Raw genomic sequence first — 15,914 nt, 5'->3', positions numbered from 1 at the left:
CATGGAATATCCAATCTGGCAACTGACAACCCTGGCCGGCGGCTTCTGGATCGCCTTCATCGCCACCGTGCACGTGTACGTGGCCCACTTCGCCGTGGGCGGCGGGATATTCCTGGTGCTCGCCGAACAGATGGCCTACCGCACCAACAACATCCACCTGCTCAACTGGGTCAAGAAACACTCCCGCTTCTTCCTGCTCCTGACCATGGCCTTCGGCGGCGTGACCGGCGTGGGCATCTGGATCACCGTGGCCCTCATCGCGCCGGAGGCGACCATCACGCTCATCCACCAGTTCGTGTTCGGCTGGTCGGCCGAGTGGGTCTGCTTCCTGGGCGAGATCGTGGCCCTGATCATCTACTACTACAACTGGGACACCATGAACCGGCGCGACCACATCATCGTGGGCTGTCTCTATTTCGTGTTCGGCTGGTTCTCCCTGTTCCTGATCAACGGCATCGTCGGGTTCATGCTCACCCCCGGCGAATGGCTTGCAACCAAGGACTTCTGGGACGGCTTCTTCAATCCGTCCTTCTGGCCGTCCCTGTTCTTCCGCACCTTCTTCTCGGCCGCCTGCGCCGGGCTGTTCGGATTCGTCACGGCCACCCGCATCCCGGACGCCCACGCCCGCATGCTGGCCGTGCGCACCTGCTCGGCCTGGACCATCCTCGGCGTGCTGGCCGTGTTCGCCACGGGCTGGTGGTACGTGACCGCGCTGCCCCCGGGCCAGTTCGAAATGATCGCCTTCAAGTCGCACCGCGTGGCCGGGTTCATGCAGTACTTCTGGATATTCGGCACGGCCACCCTGATCGGCGGCCTGCTGCTGGCCATCAGGGCCCCCATGCGCATCTCCTTCACCATGGCCCTGGTCGTGCTCCTGGCGGGCCAGGGGCTGTTCGGCGCCTTCGAATTCATACGCGAGGCGGGCCGCAAGCCGTACCTCATCTGGGACACGGTCTACTCCAGCCAGATCCTCAAGGCGCACGTGCCCGTCATCAACCAGCAGGGTGCCCTGGTCAGGGCAAAATGGGCCCCGCCCGAGCTCAAGGACGGCCTCACCGAGGACAACCGGTCGCTGGCAGGCGAGTTCCTGTTCCAGCTCGAATGTTCCGCCTGCCACTCCATCGGCGGCCCCATGAACGACATCCGCAAGCGCACCGCCCACTACGACGCCGACGGCCTCGACGCCCTCCTGACCGGCCTGGGCAAGCTCAACAAATACATGCCCCCCTTTGCGGGCACGGCGGAAGAGCGGGCCGTCCTGGCCCGGTACATCGCCGAAGACCTGAACGGCATCGAGCCCTTTGCAGCGGCGGAAACGCCCGAATTCGAACCGGCTGACCCCGCACCCTTCGATCCGGAGACCGCTGAATACGTACTCACCGCCTGGTGCGCGCGCGGCGCGGGCTTCTACGCCCGGGGCGACAACTGGACGCTGCTCCCGCCCGCCAATATCCTGCGCGCCCAGCTGGTCATGCGCGGTCCCGGCCCGGCCCTGGTCACCGAGGACGTGAAGATCACCTACGCCATGGAAGACGGCCCGGCCGGTGAACTGCTCGCCTATGCGGAAGCCCCCCGGTTCGAGGCCCCCATCGCGGCCACGGCACCGGGCAACCCGCTGCCCGTCGCCACCCTGGAAGGGCGCAACGCCGACGGCGACCTGCTGGCCACGGCCAAGGTGGTGGTCCCCGCCACCGACAAAATGGGCTGCGCCAACTGCCATTCAGGCGACCGGGCCGCCGTGGGGTCGGAAACGATCCGAAACATCCTGGCCACCCACGACCGGATGAACCGGACCTCCCTGTCCGCCGCCGACAAGGTCGAGTGCGCCGACTGCCACGACGATCCCATCCAGGGGTCCGAGGGCAACAACGAACGGCTCAACCTGTCCGCCGCCATCCACGGCGTGCACGCCATCCACCTGACCGGGCGCGAGGCGGAAACCTCCTGCATGAAGTGCCATCCCGCCACCACCCTGCGCGGCCAGCACGAACTGCTGGGATTCGTCTGCACCGACTGCCACGGCTCCATGGAAGACCACGCCCTGTCCCTGCTCAAGGGAGAAAAGGAGGCGGGCGTCGCCGCCGCCGACCGGCTGCTGGCGCTCATAACGCCCGTGACCGTGCCCAACCAGGACGCGATCAACCCGCGCCGGCCCTGGGTCAACGAACCGGACTGCCTTACCTGTCACGTGGGTTTCGAGCCTCCCGAGACCGACAAGGCCTTCAACAAGTGGACCAGCAACCCGGCGGCCCGCTACGCCTCCCGTCACGACGACATGGAGGCCATGGGCTGCGGCGGTTGCCACGGCTCGCCCCATGCCGTGTACCCGGCGACGGAGCGCGACAACGTGCTGCCGCTCCAGTACATGGACGAGGCCCAGACCATGGGCGCGAACGGCAACTGCGCCGTCTGCCACGGCGAAACCATGGAAGACCCCATCCACCACAACGGCATGGGACTGAATTAAGCGCCTCCGGCGACCGGGGGAAGGGGGAAGGGGAAGAAAAAACCTTTCGAGAAAGGTTCTTTCCTTCTCCTTCCCCCGGACCCCCATCCCCATCCTTTTCCAAAGCTTTTTTGTGCCGCTTCGCGGGGCGAGCATGTCTTTTTTTTGGGGCTTTATAATGGCTTGATCCATTTTTCGTGCTATGGGGAATGGAAACACAGAGGGAGAATCCCATGAGAAGAGCCATACAACAAATATTTACGGGCGCACCCGTGACCGAAGGTGCGGGGGTCAAACTGCGGCGGCTGTTCAGCAGCTTCGAAGCCGAACTGTTCGACCCCTTTCTGATGCTTGACGATTTCCGGTCCGACACCCCCGAGGATTTCCTCAAGGGGTTCCCATGGCACCCGCACCGGGGCATCGAGACCATCACCTATGTGCTCACCGGCGACGTGGAGCACGGCGACAGCATGGGGAACAAGGGCGACATCACGTCCGGCGACGTGCAGTGGATGACTGCGGGCAGCGGCATCATCCACCAGGAAATGCCCAAGGGCGACAGCCTGGGCCGCATGCACGGCTTCCAGCTCTGGGCCAACCTTCCGGCCTCGGACAAGATGATGCCGCCCCGGTACCGGGACATCTCCGCCGCCGACATTCCCACCGTCACCCGCCCCGACGGCACCGCCATCAAGGTCATCGCCGGAACCGTTGACGGGACAGCCGGCCCCATGGAGGAAATCGTCATCGAACCCGAATACCTGGACTGCACCGTGCCCCCCGACACCGAGTTCGTGCACCCCACCAGGCCCGGACACACGGCATTCATCTATCTCATCAGCGGCGCGGCCAAGGTGGGCGGGAAGCCCGTGTTCAACCGCGACCTCGTCCTCTTCCAGGACGGCGACGAACTCGGCCTCACCGCCATGGACAGCGGGGCCCGGTTCCTGTTCCTGTCCGGCGCGCCCCTCAACGAACCCATTGCCTGGCGCGGCCCCATCGTCATGAACACCCAGGAAGAACTCGACCTCGCCTTCCGGGAATTCCGCGAAGGGACCTTTATCAAATAGCGCCTCCGGCGAGAGGCGCACGGTCTCCCAGGTTGGCCCATACCCAAAAAATACCCCGCGATTCAGTACATAAAAAAAGACGCACCATGCCCATGCATGGTGCGTCTTGAACTCTGTCTTTTGGCCCGGATCGCCAATGGGCACGGCGGGCTTTGTCCGAAGTTTCCCTAGCCCCGCACCTTCTCCAGAAAGGCGGTCGTGGAATAGCCTTCCAGCAGCGGCAGGCTGTGCACCTGGCCGCCCGCCTTTTCGACCACGTCCGCGCCCACGATCTGGTCAACGGGCCAGTCGCCGCCCTTGACGAGAACCTGCGGGCGGCAGGCCTTGATCAGTTCCAGCGGGGTGGATTCGTGGAAGACCACGATGTAGTCCACGCAGGCGAGACCCGCGAGCACGAAGGCACGGTCTTCCTGGGGATTGAGGGGGCGGTCTTCGCCCTTGCCGAGCATCTTGACGGACTCGTCGGAGTTGAGGCCGAGGATGAGGGCGTCGCCGAGGGCGCGGGCGCGAATGAGCAGGTCCACGTGCCCGGGGTGAAGCACGTCGAAGCAGCCGTTGGTGAAGACCAGCCGGTGGCCGGGCTCGAATTCCGCCTTCCGTTTCAGGAAGGTGCGGATGGACATGAGCTTGGGATTGTCGGGCAGGGCCATGGTTATTCCTCTCCGGGTCGGGTGCCCTTGCGGCGCAGGGGCACGTTCTTGGGCTTGAGCCTGGTGGTATCCTGGAAGAGCACCAACTCGAACCAGTCCATGGCAAAGGACAGGGCCACTGCCTCGTTTTCGAGGATGGCTTTCTGCCGTTTCTCGTCCACTTCAACGCGGTCGAAGAGGTGCATCTTCTCGATGAACCCCTGGAACTCGTCGATCTTGTAGAGGGCAAGGGTTGCCATATGGCTGAGCTTGTCGGAAACGGGATGGCCCAGTTGCCGGGTGCGCGACAGGATGGTCATGTAGCGGTCATTGAAGGCCGTGTATTCCTTGAATCCCTGGTCTTCCTTCCAGGACTCGCCGGTCCATTCCTTTTTCTCGAGGAACCCCTTGCAGTGGTCTTCCTTGACGATGAAGAACTGCTCCTGCACGCCGCCCTTGCCGTCGGGCCGGGTGGCCCGACCGAGGGGGTACATGCGGCACGCCCCGGGGCGGTCGGCGTAGATGCGGCATCCCTCCTCGGTGACGAAGGCGCAGGTACGGGCCGCGTTGTCGGTCATCTTGAACTTGAAGACCGGGAAATTCGTGTCCGGCGCGCGGTGGCCCGTGGTGTAGACGCGCAGAAAGTCGATGGAGTTCATGTCCAGCGCCTGGCGCATGCGCAGCATGTCGTAGGGCGTCAGGATCATGTCCAGATCCGAGCAGCAGGCGTTGAAACATTCAATGCCGGGGTAGCATTGGAAGCAGTAGGTCTTGCCTTCCTCCAGCTCCGGCAGGGAGTCGAGGAATTCCTTGGTTTCGTCGTTGTGCATGATATCGTCCTTGGGGCGAAGCAGGCCCCTCTTTGTTTTCGGATGGCGGAATAACCCGCCAGGCGTGTGTCCTCCTAGCACTTGGCGGGACGGAACGCAAAGGGCGCCCCTCTGCTCCGAAAGCGGGGCCGGGCGGACCGGACGGCTTCCGGGCGAAGGGGCTAAAGGAGGTCGCGGAGGGCGTCTTCCAGGCCGGGAAACTTGAACCGGTATCCGGCCTTGGTCAGACGCTTGGGCAGGGCGATCTGCCCGGACAGCAGGACTTCCCGGGCCATCTCGCCGTAGAGCAGACGCAGGGCGAACTCCGGCACGGGGGTCTTGTACGGGCGATTCAGCACCATGCCCAGCATATGGGCGAACTTGCGGAAGTTGACCGGTTCGGGCGCGGTCAGGTTGTACGGGCCGGACGCGGACTCGTTGTCCATGAGAAAGCGGATGGCCCCGACCTCGTCGGCCAGGTGAATCCAGGACACGCCCTGAAAGCCGGAGCCGGGATACCCTCCGAGAAAACAGCGGAAGGGCGGCAGCATGCGCTTGAACGCGCCGCCCTGGCCCAGGACCATGCCGGTTCGGACCGTACACCGCCGCACGCCCATGGATTCAAGGACGCCGGTGGAGGCCTCCCATTGGCGACAGACCTCGGCCAGAAACCCGGTCCCGCCGGGCGCGTACTCGTCCACAGGGGTATTGCCGCACGGGCCGTAATAGCCCACTGCCGAGGCCTGGATCAGGGCGCGGGGCGGCTTCCCGGTGCTCTTCACCGCGCGGACAAGCGTCTTGCCCGCCTCCACGCGGCTGGCCAGGATGCGTTTCTTCCTGCCGCCGGTCCAGCGACCGGCGATATTCTCGCCCGCCAGATTGACCACCACGGTATCCGGGCCGAGCATGTCGACCCAGCCGTTTTCCCAGGGCATGCCGATGACGCCCTGGCCAAAGGTTTCGGCCACCCTGCCCGGGTTGCGCGACAGGATCACGATTTCCCAATCATGTTCCCTGAGTTCGGCAACCAGAGCCCGGCCGATAAACCCGGTTCCACCTGTTATTATGGCACGCACTCGACATTCCTCGTTTCATTCGGTTTGCGCGATTGTCCGCGCATGGCCTCATGCTAGCACGTGTCGGAGGCTATTTCCAGACAGGAAAGCATTTCAAAGGTTGAAACGCCTTGAGGCGGCCGGACCGTCTCCCGCTTATAATTGACAGGCCTTTGTCCTTCAGCGTAACGAGTGGTTGACTGAAAAAGCTTAATCAGGGCCGCTCAATACACAAAATGGGACACAGGAAGTTTTTCTATCTGTTGCTGGTGACACTTTGCCTGGCCGTAGCCGGCGGCAGCATCGGCCTGTTGCGCCCCGTGGCGGTCGAACGGGTGGAGCGGATTGCCCTGAGCCTTCACAACGCCACCCTCCCCACCCCCGGTGAACAAGAACAGATCGTGCTGGTCCTGGCCGAAGAGCCGACATTCCACGAACTGGGACGCTGGCCCTGGTCCAGAAAACACCATGCGCAGCTGCTCGGCAAACTGGGGCTGGCCAGGGCCGTCCTTCTGGACATCGTCATGCCCGAGGCGAGCACCCCGGACGCCGACGCACTGCTGGCCGCCGTGGTCAAGGCCATGGGCAACGTGGTCGCGGCCTGCCACCTGGCCAACGACCCTTCCGGCGGGGAGCACCTCATCTACCCTTACCCGGCCCTGCTCGATGCGGCGGCAAAAGTGGGCATCACCAACGTCAACCCGGACGTTGACGGCTACATGCGATCCATCAGACCCATCTGGGAAATCGAAGGCCAGGCCCTGGCCTCCTTTCCCATGGCCGCCCTGTCCCTGCTGGCGGACACCCCGCCGTCACTGCATCCGGCCGACCACGGATACGCCCTGCACGTGGATGGCCGACAACTGCCGCTGGACGATTTCGGCAACCTGTGGGTCCAGACCGGCACCGACGCCGTCAAGCGCTATGAATACAGGGACGTCCTGAACGGGGTTGTTCCCCCGGAGACCTTCCGGGACAAGATCGTGGTGGTGGGCGTTGCCGCCTCCGGAGCCTCGGACTTCCATCTGGTGGCCGACAGGTTCAGCGCGGAAGAGATGCCCGGCGCGGAATTCAACGCCAAGGCCCTGTCCTCCATGCTCTTCGGCAATCCCCCGGCCCGTTTGTCTCCCCTGGTCTCGGCCCTGCTGGCCGTGACCCTGGCCCTGGCGGGCGGCCTGCTCGGCACCCGGCGACCGGCCCTGGCCTACCCCGGCGTCGTGGTCGCGGGAACCGTCTTTTTCCTGGCCGTGCACGCGCTCTTCGTGGCGCAGGCCCGCTGGGCCGACTCCGCCTGGCCGCTCATGGCCATGGCCGGAACGTTCCTGGTGGTCCAGGGGCTGCGCTACTTCTTCCTGCACCAGGACTGGGAGCTGCAGACATTCTCCTTGAACAAGATCGTCAACATGAATCCCCAGACCGTCGGCCAGTTCAAGGAATTCGACGAACTCCTGAACTCCGCCTGGCCCGACATCGCCGACAACTCGGGCGTGCACCTGGTCAACGCTTCGGCCACGGCGGACGAACTGGACGAACACTTTCTCGGTAAAACCGACGAGCAACTGGCCGTGGCCCGCCCGGGCCCCCAGGGCTTCAAGGAAGGGCTGGCCCTGCCCGTTCCCCATGGCGACAGGGGCACCCGATACGTGCTGCTCGGATGGGACCGCCCGGTGGGAATGGAAACCCTCCAGCCCCTGGCTGCGGTCATCCTGTCCACCGCCTGGTACTTCTCCCACATGAAAGAGGCGGCGGACAGCAAGGCCATGCTCTTTCGCACCATCCGCTCCGTGTTCCGGGCGCTCGATTTCAGGGACCCCATCACCGGCGGGCACTCCAACCGGGTCTCGTCCCTGGCCCTGGAAATCATGGCCCACATGAAACTCAAGGACGTCAAGCAGGTGGAGGACATCTACCTCGGCGCGCTCGTCCACGACGTGGGCAAGATCGGCATCCCCGACTCGATGCTGCAAAAGGAAGGCAAGCTGACCGCAGAGGAGTTCCGCTTCATCAAGACCCACCCGGAAATCGGCATGGAGATCATGCAGTCGGTCGGCCTGCCCGAGGAGACCCTGCGCACCATGGCCGAACACCACGAACGATTCGACGGCTCGGGTTACCCGGCCCGGCTCTCAGGCAAGGAGATCAGCCTGGGCGGACGCATCACCGCCGTGGCCGACGTGTTCGACGCCCTGACCAACGACCGACCGTACCGGGTCGGATGGCCTGAAAAAAGGGCCTGCGACTACATTCTCGGCATGCGGGGAGTTCAATTCGACCCCGATGTCGTGGACGCATTTATCGACCTGAAAAATCAAACTGGTAAATCTTGATAGATAGTGGTAATACAGGAACTACTCCTAACTAAGCAGAGGTTTTTATGAAGCGTCTACTGATTGCCATACTAGCTATTTTTTGTCTGACCACAGCAGCCCTCGCCCAGGACCTGACCGTCGTGGACAATTCCGGCTCCGGGATGGTCATCACCGCCGACAACAAAATGGTCTCCCTGAATAAGCACAACACCATCGCCCCCGGGGACACGGTCATGGTTGCGGGCAAGGGGACGGTCACCCTGGCCACTTCTGACGGCATCATCTCGATCACTGCCGACGAGAAATCCCTGGTCCGGAACGACGGCCGCGACGCGACGGGCAAGCTGAACATCGACGTGCCCAAGGGTGTTGTGAACTTCAAGGTCGTTCCCGGCAACAAGCTCGACGTCAAGACGCCGCACATGGTGGCCTCGGTCCGGGGCACCGCCTTTACCGCCGACGTCGACGTCAACGGGACCGACCTGAGCGTGACCGAAGGCGTGGTCGAATGTACGGACAACGAAGGCCAGAGGGAACAGGTCCAGGCCGGTTCAGCCGTGCGCTCCCAACAGGCCGGATTCGAAAAGCAGAGCCGCGAAAAGAACCGGAACCGCAATGCAGCCGCAAACAAGTCCAAGAGCGCAAACAAGTCCAAGAGCTCAAGCAAAGGCAAAAGTGGCGGCAAGAGCAACAGCGGCGGTAACAGCGACGGTAACAGCGGTGGAAACGGCGGTGGAAACGGCGGCGGCAAGGGCGGTGGAAACGGCGGCGGCAAGAAATAGCCTCCCAGGCCCTCGGCCCGAAACGATTTCACGGCCCGTCTCTTCGGAGGCGGGCCTTTTTCGTCGGCGGACCGGGCTGCCCGGCGGTCTCGGCTGGCTCAGGCGTCCGGCAGTTCCACCACGAAGGCCGTGCCGCGCGGCTCCTTGGCCCGCGCCTTCACGCTGCCGCCGTGGTCGGAGACGATGGAGCGGACAATGGTCAACCCCAGGCCGGTGCCGCCCTTCTTATCGGTGTAATACGGCTCGAACAACCGGGAGGAATCCTTGGGCAGGCCGGGACCGTTGTCCGCCACCTCGATGACGACCACGCCCTTGTCCGGATCGTGATAGGCGGTCACGTCCACCTCGCCGTCATAGGATTCCCTGAGCGCCTCGGCCGCATTGGTGAACAGGTTGATGAGCACCTTGCGCAACCCTTCGCGGTCAAAGGGGAACTCGTGGATCGGGTTGCCGAAGAGCAGGTTCCAGTGAATCTCGCGGTGGGTGTTTTCGAACATGGCCAGGACCTCTTCCAGAAGCGGGGCCAGGAAGTCGGGCCGGGGCTGCACTTCGGGGAGTTTGGCATAGGCCGAGAATTCGGTGACCATGTTCTGCATCCGCTCCACCTGCTTGACGATCAGCTCGGTGCACTCGTCGAAGATCGGCTCGTCCACGGACCGCGCATACTTGCGCTGGAGGCGCTGGGCGGACAGCTTGATCGGGGTCAGCGGGTTCTTGATCTCGTGGGCGATGCGCCGGGCCACCTCGCGCCAGGCGGCCAGCCGCTGGATCTTTTCCAGCTCGGTGATGTCCTCGAACACGGCCACGTGGCCGGACTGGCGGCCCGAGGCGTCCTTGAGGGCGACCACGCTGACCAGGACCTTGACCATCTTGCCGCGCACGGGCAGGTCGATCTGGCGCTGCCACACCCCGGCCGACTTGGCCGTGAGCTGGGACAAAGCCTCCCGTATCATTCCGGCGAAATCCCCGGACAGGAGGTCCTGCGGCACCTTGCCCATGAGCAGGGCGCCGGGGATGCCGAGGATGTTCTCGGCGGCGGTGTTGACCGTGCCGATGCGGCCCTCGGCGTCCATGGAGATGACGCCCGAAGTGATGTTGTTGAGCACGGCCTCGATGTACTGGCCGCGCCGTTCAAGCTCCTGATTCTGCTGGGCCAGCCGCTCGTTGGCCTGCTGGACGGAATTCTGTGACGACTCCAGGTCCTCGGCCATGCGGTTGAAGGATTGGACCAGAAAGCCCAGCTCGTCGTCCGACCGGTCTTCCAGCCGCACGGACAGGTCGCCCCGCCCGATGCGCTCGGTACCTGCGGCCAGGGCCTGGATCGGGGCCGACAGCTCCTTGGCCAGCCGGAAGCCGAACCAGATGGCCCCCAGGATGATCAGCAGCGCCATGACGCCGAGCGTCAGGTAGAGATTCATCTTCCACGGGTACTTGCGCGTCTTGAGCTTCTTGTATTCGTCCAGGCCGCGCACGATCTGGTCGAGCCGGTGCAGGAGCCCCTGGCCCACGGTCTCGCCGATGATCAGGTAACCGGTCTTGCCGTCGTCGACCGGGGTCACGCCGAGCACCATGTCCGAGCCCGGCTTGGGGATGATGGTCGTCCAGGAGCGCGGGTCCGCCCTGAGCGACTGCCAGTCGATCTTCTCCTTGATCTCGGGCCAGGCCGACGCCCACTGGCCCCTGGCGTGGGTGTTCTGCTCGTTGCCCTCGGAGTTGATGACGCCCACCAGGGAAAGGTCGTACTCCGTGAACTTCTTGTTCAGATAGCTGTCCATGCCCTTGCCGCCCCAGGCGTACTCGTTCTTGATGATCTCGTTGATCATGACCGAGCCGCGCCGCTCCAGCCGGTCCTGCGCCGATCCGTAAAAGGCGCGGCCCAGCTCCAGGGCCTGCTCCATTGATTCCTCGACCTGGCCCTTGAACCAGTAGTCCACCGAGGTCTGCACGAACTTCACGGACACCAGGTAGATGAGCGCGGTGGGGATGAGCGACAGGGAGATGAAGGCCAGGACCAGCCGGGTGCGCAGCTTGGAGCCGAGCACGCGGCGGCGGCGCTCCAGCATCAGGCGGACCGCGTTGCGGGCCACGTAGAAGAGCATGCCGAGCAGCAGGACCACGTTCAGGATGAGCAGGTTCAGGATGAGGTAGTAGTCGCCGCTCAGGTATTTCAACTCGGCCCAGGTCAGGCCGATGATGAGCACCAGGAAGAACAGGGCGAACACGTACTCGCGCTTGCGCCGCTTCCTCTCCCGCTGGGTGGAGGAACTGATGCGTATGGGATCGGGTGTCACGTCCTCCCCCTAGTAGGTGAAATCCAGCTGAAAGGAATTTTCCGCGCCGGGACTCCAGGACCAGAAATAGAAATAGCTCATGAAGCCGTCCGGCGCACCCTTTTCGTTCATGGAGGTCGTCAGCCTGAGGCTGTACTTCACGCCCCGGTCCAGGAGCGCCCAGGAACCGAGTCCCACCTCGACGGCTCCCCACCCTTTGTCCAAAAGCTTTTTGATGTTCCTGTCCCTGATCGGCGGTTCGCCCCGGGACAGGGTCATGACGTATTCCCGCGTCAGGGGATCAAAACCGAGCGAGCTGACAAAGGTCCCGGACGCGACCTCGTCGTCCATCCAGTAGTCGTTGATCCGGTACAGGCCGACGTCGCAGGAGAGCACCAGTTCGAGGCCGTCGTCCAGCTCGCCCTTGAGGATGGGCAGTTCCTCCACGGCAACGCCGAACCGGGCCGTGAGCCGACCGTTTACATTGGCCAGGGAGGGCGGCTTCAGGCTCAACCCCTGGGCCAGGGCCGTCGAGGCGAGGGCGAGCACCGCCAGGAGGGCGAGGGCGCATCCTCCCATATGGTTGCGTTGCTTGGTTTTCATCGTCCCGAAGATGTATCAGCACCCAATGCAAAGAACAAGTGAACCGGCCTTGTCATATTCACGCCCCTTGCCGTACAATGGAACTCCCGACACCCCCTTTTCCACACGTGAGGACACGCCATGCAAAAGGAACTCCTGCTCGCCGTGGGCGACGAACGCGCCGCCTCCTACACCCTGCGCTATCTCAAGGAAGTCTATTCCGATTTCTGCGATCTCCGCCTGACGCTCTTTTATGCGGCCCCCCGCCCGCCGTCGCGGGAGATGTGCGACGACGGCCTGACCCCCAGCGACAAGGGGCTGCACAAGCTCGACGCGGCCAAGCGGTCCAAGGGCGGCAAGGCCATCGAGGACGGCCTCAAGTGGCTCAAGGACATCGCCGGTTGCCAGGGAGACAACGTCCGGACCAAGATCGTCCATTCCCGCAAGGGCACGGCCAACGAGCTGATCGACGAGGCCCGGGCAGGCAAATACGACGCCCTGCTGCTGGGCCGCCGGGGGTTCTCCTGGTTCGAGGAGATGTTCGCCAACTCCGTGAGCCACGAGCTGCTCTGGCAGGACATCGACTTCCCCATCTGGATCTGCCGCCGTCCGCCCAAGCACCCGCGCCGGCATGTGCTGCTGTGCATGGACGGCTCGTCCGCCGGTCTGCGCATGGTCGACCATGCGGGGTACATGCTGGCCAAGGAGACCTCGCACACCTTCACCCTGTTCCATGTAACCGGCGCACGCTTCGACACGGCCGAATCCACCCGCATCTTCGACGAGGGCCTGGCCGCCCTGGCCGAAAACGGCATCGCCGAAGAACGCATCGAGATGAAGATCGTCAAGGAGAGCAACCAGGTCAAGGCCATCCTCAAGGAGGCCGCCGAAGGCAACTACCTGGCCGTGGGCGTCGGGCGGCACGGGGAATACGAACGGAGCCAGAAACAGCACCTGTTCCCCGATTCCACCTGCGTGAACCTGCTCAGGCAGATGGAGGATACGGCCCTGTGGATCAGCAAGTAGGGGACCGGGGTGGGCGTCCGCGCCTTTTCGGCGAAGACGGGCCTACGCCGTCGCCATGAAGGGCTGAACGATGAAGTAGATCCCCAGTAGTCCGATCACCACGCCTGCGAACCGGCGAAACAGCGTCCCTCCGCGTTGCCATGCCGAATTGGCGACAAGTTTCCTGACCATGGCGGTGGAGCTCCCGGCCACGGCGATGGGGATGCAGTGCCCGATGCCGAAAAGCACGATGAAGACGACGCCCGTGAGCACCCTTTCCTGAACCGTGATGATGGCGAGGATGGGCGCGATGAAGCCGAAGGTGCAGGAACCCGAGAGGACTCCGTAGGCGAGGCCGATGACGAACGCTCCGAGCATTCCCCTCACCTTCAGCCGGGCCATCATCCCGCCGGACAGGGAGCACCCGGCCACGCCGAGCATGTCCAGGGCCACCCAGAGAAGGACCAGCCCAACGACGACGGTCCAATAGGAGCCCACGTCGCCCAGCATCCGGCCAAGCAGGGAACAGATGACGCCGATGGCTGCGATGGTGATGAACAGGCCTGTGGTGAAAAGGATCGCGTACGCCGTGGCCTGACGCCCTTGGATGACCCTGTCCTGTCCGGCCACATACCCGACGATGAGCGGGATGGAGGCCAGATGGCAGGGGCTGAACAAAACGCTGACCATGCCCCAAAGGAAGCACCCCAACGCTCCGAACAGCACCCCGCCCGTCATCCATTGATTGATGAGGATGAATATCTGGTCCATCGCGAACTTACCTGACTCCGAGTTCGGTCAGCTTCGCGACGATGCTTTCCTTGTCCAGAAAGCCTACGTGACGGTATTGCTCGTTCCCGTGGGCATCATAGAATATCTGCGTGGGGATCGAGCTGATGCCGTATTTGGCGATTTCCTCCCTGTGCCTCCACACGTCAATGAATGCGATCGCGGCTTTTCCCTCGTATTCCTTCGACAACTCCTCGATTATCGGCGTCATCATCTTGCAGGGAACACAGGCGTGCGCACCGACGTCCACCATGGTGACCATCCCCTCTATGGGCAGCAGTTGCGGCTCGCCGGAAATCAATTCCGACGCCGGGACCGCCGCGGTCGGCGCAGTCGCTTCATCGGAGCATGCGGCAAGAGTCGCTCCCGCAAGGATCAGACAGCAGGTCAGAACGAGTATTTTTTTGAGCACGCATCTATCCTTGCAGACGGTTCGAGACTTCTTCGACGACGGCAGCGATGTTTTCCCGGGAAGCCGGAGACTCGCCTTTCTTCATGCCGAGATCAGAGAGTTGGACGTGATCGAAGTCCGAAAATCCGGCCTCTTCCAGCGTCTTGCGCGCACAGTTGAGCGGGCAGCCGTCGAGAGCCACGACCCGGTCGGCGGCCTCCGTTGATTTGACGATGCCGGAGACCTTGCCCCCGATGCCCGCCAGGCAGAACATCTTGATCGCTCCCTCGCGGGACAGCGCCCGGGCGGCCTGGTCGGCCACTTCGCCGACGTCGGCGGCCCCGGAACAGGAAAACACGAATTTCGGAGCCGCTCCGCAGCCGCAATCACACTTGGACATACCACACCTCACTATGTTTATTCGGTTCTACAACCAGCTCAGGACTTCCTTTTTACTCGGGGCCTTGCCCACCACCTTGACCTCGCCGTCTATGACCACGGCAGGAGTGGAGAAGATGCCGTACTTGGCGATTTCCTGGAAATCCTTGACCTTTTCGATATCGGCCTGGACGCCCGCTTCGGCCACGGCCTCGCGGACTGTTTTTTCGGCCTGTTCACACTTGGGGCAGCCGGGGCCCATGACGAGAATCTGCATGTCTGACTCCTTGGGTATTGATTAGATGACGGCGTTGAAGAGGTAGCCCACCGCCAGGATGCCCGTGCCGACCACCGCGATGAAGATGGCGATGAGGCGGGGCTTGAGCACCTTGCGCAGGATGACCATTTCCGGGAAGGACAGGGCGATGACGGACATCATGAAGGCCAGCACCGTGCCCAGGGCCGCGCCCTTGCCGAGCAGGGCCTCGACCACGGGGATGACGCCCGCCGCGTTGGTGTACATGGGGATGCCGAGCAGCACGGACAGGGGCACGGACCACCAGGCCTCGCCGCCCATGATGGAGGCGAGCTGACCCTCGGGCACGTAGCCGTGGATGGCCGCGCCCGCGGCGATGCCCAGGACAACGAACTTCCAGACCCGGCCCACGATGTCCTTGACCGAATCGAGCGCATAGTCGAACCGCTCGGGCCAGGTCATGGCCGCGTCCCCGGCCGCCTCGCCCGCGCGTATCTCGCGCACCCAGTCCTCGACGTGGTTGTCGAGCTTCATGCGGCCGAGGACCCAGCCCGCGACAACGGCGATGGAGATGCCGGTGGCGAAATACAGGGCCGCCACCTTCCAGCCGAGAAGGCCGTAGAGCAGCACCAGGGCGATCTCGTTGACCATGGGCGCGGCGATGAGAAAGGAGAAGGTCACGCCCAGCGGGATGCCCGCGGTCATGAAACCGATGAACAGGGGCACGGCCGAGCAGGAACAGAACGGGGTGACCACGCCGAGCAGCGCGGCCAGCACGTTGCCCGCGGATTCACGGCGGCCCGCCAGAACGGATCGCGTCCAGTTGACGGTCACGAACGAGCGCAGGATGCCCACCGCATAGACCACCAGCACGAGCAGCATGACCACCTTGGGCGTGTCGTAGACGAAGAACTGGATGGCCGAACCCAGGTGGCCGCCCGAATCGAGCCCGAGCAGGGAATAGGTGAACCAGTTGGAAAAGGGTTCGAGCTGCCCGTAGACCGCGAACCAGACCAACAGGGCCGCAGCGCCCGCGAGCAGGTGCCGCAGCACGCCCTTTCCAGGCTTAGCGGGCTCGGCGTCGGGCTTTCCCGCCTGACATTTGCATGGCGCCATGTTGAGTTCATCCATGAGAATTTCTCC

15 protein-coding genes are annotated in these 15,914 nt (G+C 63.6%); 5 read left to right on the top strand and 10 right to left on the bottom strand.

Translation table 11 applies throughout. From position 1 onward, the window contains the following. Position 1 precedes the first annotated feature (1 nt). Together OO730_RS09830 and OO730_RS09825 are read left to right on the top strand one after the other, a co-directional pair. Complete coding sequence (locus OO730_RS09830) at positions 2 to 2,467, top strand: cytochrome ubiquinol oxidase subunit I (RefSeq protein ID WP_264981289.1); 2,466 nt, start codon at positions 2 to 4, stop codon at positions 2,465 to 2,467. 212 nt (positions 2,468 to 2,679) lie between these two features. Continuing rightward, positions 2,680 to 3,516 carry a pirin family protein gene (locus tag OO730_RS09825; protein WP_264981288.1) on the top strand — a complete coding sequence of 279 codons (837 nt, stop codon included), beginning with the start codon at positions 2,680 to 2,682 and terminating at the stop codon, positions 3,514 to 3,516. Between the two features lie 167 nt (positions 3,517 to 3,683). Here the strand turns inward: OO730_RS09825 and rfaE2 are convergent, their stop codons facing one another. The 3 genes from rfaE2 to OO730_RS09810 form a co-directional block, all read right to left on the bottom strand. Next, positions 3,684 to 4,166, bottom strand: a complete 483-nt coding sequence (gene rfaE2 / locus OO730_RS09820; RefSeq protein WP_264981287.1) for a D-glycero-beta-D-manno-heptose 1-phosphate adenylyltransferase — start codon at positions 4,164 to 4,166, stop codon at positions 3,684 to 3,686. Between the two features lie 2 nt (positions 4,167 to 4,168). Continuing rightward, positions 4,169 to 4,975, bottom strand: a complete 807-nt coding sequence (locus tag OO730_RS09815) for a YkgJ family cysteine cluster protein (protein ID WP_264981286.1) — start codon at positions 4,973 to 4,975, stop codon at positions 4,169 to 4,171. Between the two features lie 161 nt (positions 4,976 to 5,136). Further along, positions 5,137 to 6,030: a TIGR01777 family oxidoreductase gene (locus OO730_RS09810; RefSeq protein WP_264981285.1), complete on the bottom strand. Its 894-nt coding sequence runs from the start codon at positions 6,028 to 6,030 to the stop codon at positions 5,137 to 5,139. Between the two features lie 248 nt (positions 6,031 to 6,278). Between OO730_RS09810 and OO730_RS09805 the strand changes: the two genes are divergently transcribed. Both OO730_RS09805 and OO730_RS09800 read left to right on the top strand, forming a co-directional pair. Beyond that, positions 6,279 to 8,336, top strand: coding sequence for a CHASE2 domain-containing protein (locus OO730_RS09805; RefSeq protein ID WP_264984154.1), 2,058 nt, complete (start codon positions 6,279 to 6,281; stop codon positions 8,334 to 8,336). A 47-nt stretch (positions 8,337 to 8,383) separates the two neighbouring features. Further along, complete coding sequence (locus OO730_RS09800) at positions 8,384 to 9,100, top strand: FecR family protein (RefSeq protein WP_264981284.1); 717 nt, start codon at positions 8,384 to 8,386, stop codon at positions 9,098 to 9,100. Positions 9,101 to 9,198: 98 nt separating this feature from the next. Here the strand turns inward: OO730_RS09800 and OO730_RS09795 are convergent, their stop codons facing one another. Beyond that, positions 9,199 to 11,391, bottom strand: coding sequence for a sensor histidine kinase (locus OO730_RS09795; protein WP_264981283.1), 2,193 nt, complete (start codon positions 11,389 to 11,391; stop codon positions 9,199 to 9,201). A gap of 9 nt (positions 11,392 to 11,400) precedes the next feature. Then, a complete protein-coding gene (locus OO730_RS09790) occupies positions 11,401 to 11,949 on the bottom strand; it encodes a DUF4390 domain-containing protein (RefSeq protein WP_264981282.1) in 549 nt (182 codons plus the stop codon). A gap of 144 nt (positions 11,950 to 12,093) precedes the next feature. On the opposite strand from OO730_RS09790, the gene OO730_RS09785 reads away from it, so the two are divergent. Continuing rightward, on the top strand, positions 12,094 to 12,978 hold the full coding sequence (locus tag OO730_RS09785) for a universal stress protein (RefSeq protein ID WP_264981281.1): 885 nt from the start codon (positions 12,094 to 12,096) through the stop codon (positions 12,976 to 12,978). A gap of 42 nt (positions 12,979 to 13,020) precedes the next feature. Here OO730_RS09785 and OO730_RS09780 read toward each other — a convergent pair whose 3' ends face one another. From OO730_RS09780 to OO730_RS09760, 5 genes are read right to left on the bottom strand one after another with little or no spacing between them, the layout of a single operon-like run. Beyond that, a complete protein-coding gene (locus OO730_RS09780) occupies positions 13,021 to 13,728 on the bottom strand; it encodes a cytochrome c biogenesis CcdA family protein (protein WP_264981280.1) in 708 nt (235 codons plus the stop codon). 7 nt (positions 13,729 to 13,735) lie between these two features. After that, positions 13,736 to 14,158: a thioredoxin family protein gene (locus OO730_RS09775; protein WP_264981279.1), complete on the bottom strand. Its 423-nt coding sequence runs from the start codon at positions 14,156 to 14,158 to the stop codon at positions 13,736 to 13,738. A gap of 4 nt (positions 14,159 to 14,162) precedes the next feature. Then, positions 14,163 to 14,537 (bottom strand): putative zinc-binding protein, encoded by a 375-nt coding sequence (locus tag OO730_RS09770; RefSeq protein WP_264981278.1) that lies wholly within the window; start codon positions 14,535 to 14,537, stop codon positions 14,163 to 14,165. Between the two features lie 27 nt (positions 14,538 to 14,564). Then, positions 14,565 to 14,792, bottom strand: a complete 228-nt coding sequence (locus OO730_RS09765; RefSeq protein WP_264981277.1) for a thioredoxin family protein — start codon at positions 14,790 to 14,792, stop codon at positions 14,565 to 14,567. Positions 14,793 to 14,813: 21 nt separating this feature from the next. Next, the gene (locus tag OO730_RS09760; RefSeq protein WP_264981276.1) at positions 14,814 to 15,902 is read right to left on the bottom strand and encodes a permease; all 1,089 of its coding nucleotides are present in this window, start codon (positions 15,900 to 15,902) and stop codon (positions 14,814 to 14,816) included. Positions 15,903 to 15,914 lie beyond the last annotated feature (12 nt).

The organism is Pseudodesulfovibrio portus, assembly GCF_026000375.1.
GTDB lineage: Bacteria > Desulfobacterota > Desulfovibrionia > Desulfovibrionales > Desulfovibrionaceae > Pseudodesulfovibrio > Pseudodesulfovibrio portus.
This window is presented reverse-complemented; position numbering and strand designations above follow the sequence as displayed.

Bases quoted from the DNA above. Each gene is read 5' to 3' on its own strand.
- OO730_RS09830 (WP_264981289.1), top strand. From the start codon at position 2: ATGGAATATCCAATCTGGCAACTGACAACCCTGGCCGGCGGCTTCTGG.
- OO730_RS09825 (WP_264981288.1), top strand. From the start codon at position 2,680: ATGAGAAGAGCCATACAACAAATATTTACGGGCGCACCCGTGACCGAA.
- rfaE2 (WP_264981287.1), bottom strand. From the start codon at position 4,166: ATGGCCCTGCCCGACAATCCCAAGCTCATGTCCATCCGCACCTTCCTG.
- OO730_RS09815 (WP_264981286.1), bottom strand. From the start codon at position 4,975: ATGCACAACGACGAAACCAAGGAATTCCTCGACTCCCTGCCGGAGCTG.
- OO730_RS09800 (WP_264981284.1), top strand. From the start codon at position 8,384: ATGAAGCGTCTACTGATTGCCATACTAGCTATTTTTTGTCTGACCACA.
- OO730_RS09790 (WP_264981282.1), bottom strand. From the start codon at position 11,949: ATGGGAGGATGCGCCCTCGCCCTCCTGGCGGTGCTCGCCCTCGCCTCG.
- OO730_RS09785 (WP_264981281.1), top strand. From the start codon at position 12,094: ATGCAAAAGGAACTCCTGCTCGCCGTGGGCGACGAACGCGCCGCCTCC.
- OO730_RS09780 (WP_264981280.1), bottom strand. From the start codon at position 13,728: ATGGACCAGATATTCATCCTCATCAATCAATGGATGACGGGCGGGGTG.
- OO730_RS09770 (WP_264981278.1), bottom strand. From the start codon at position 14,537: ATGTCCAAGTGTGATTGCGGCTGCGGAGCGGCTCCGAAATTCGTGTTT.
- OO730_RS09765 (WP_264981277.1), bottom strand. From the start codon at position 14,792: ATGCAGATTCTCGTCATGGGCCCCGGCTGCCCCAAGTGTGAACAGGCC.
- OO730_RS09760 (WP_264981276.1), bottom strand. From the start codon at position 15,902: ATGGATGAACTCAACATGGCGCCATGCAAATGTCAGGCGGGAAAGCCC.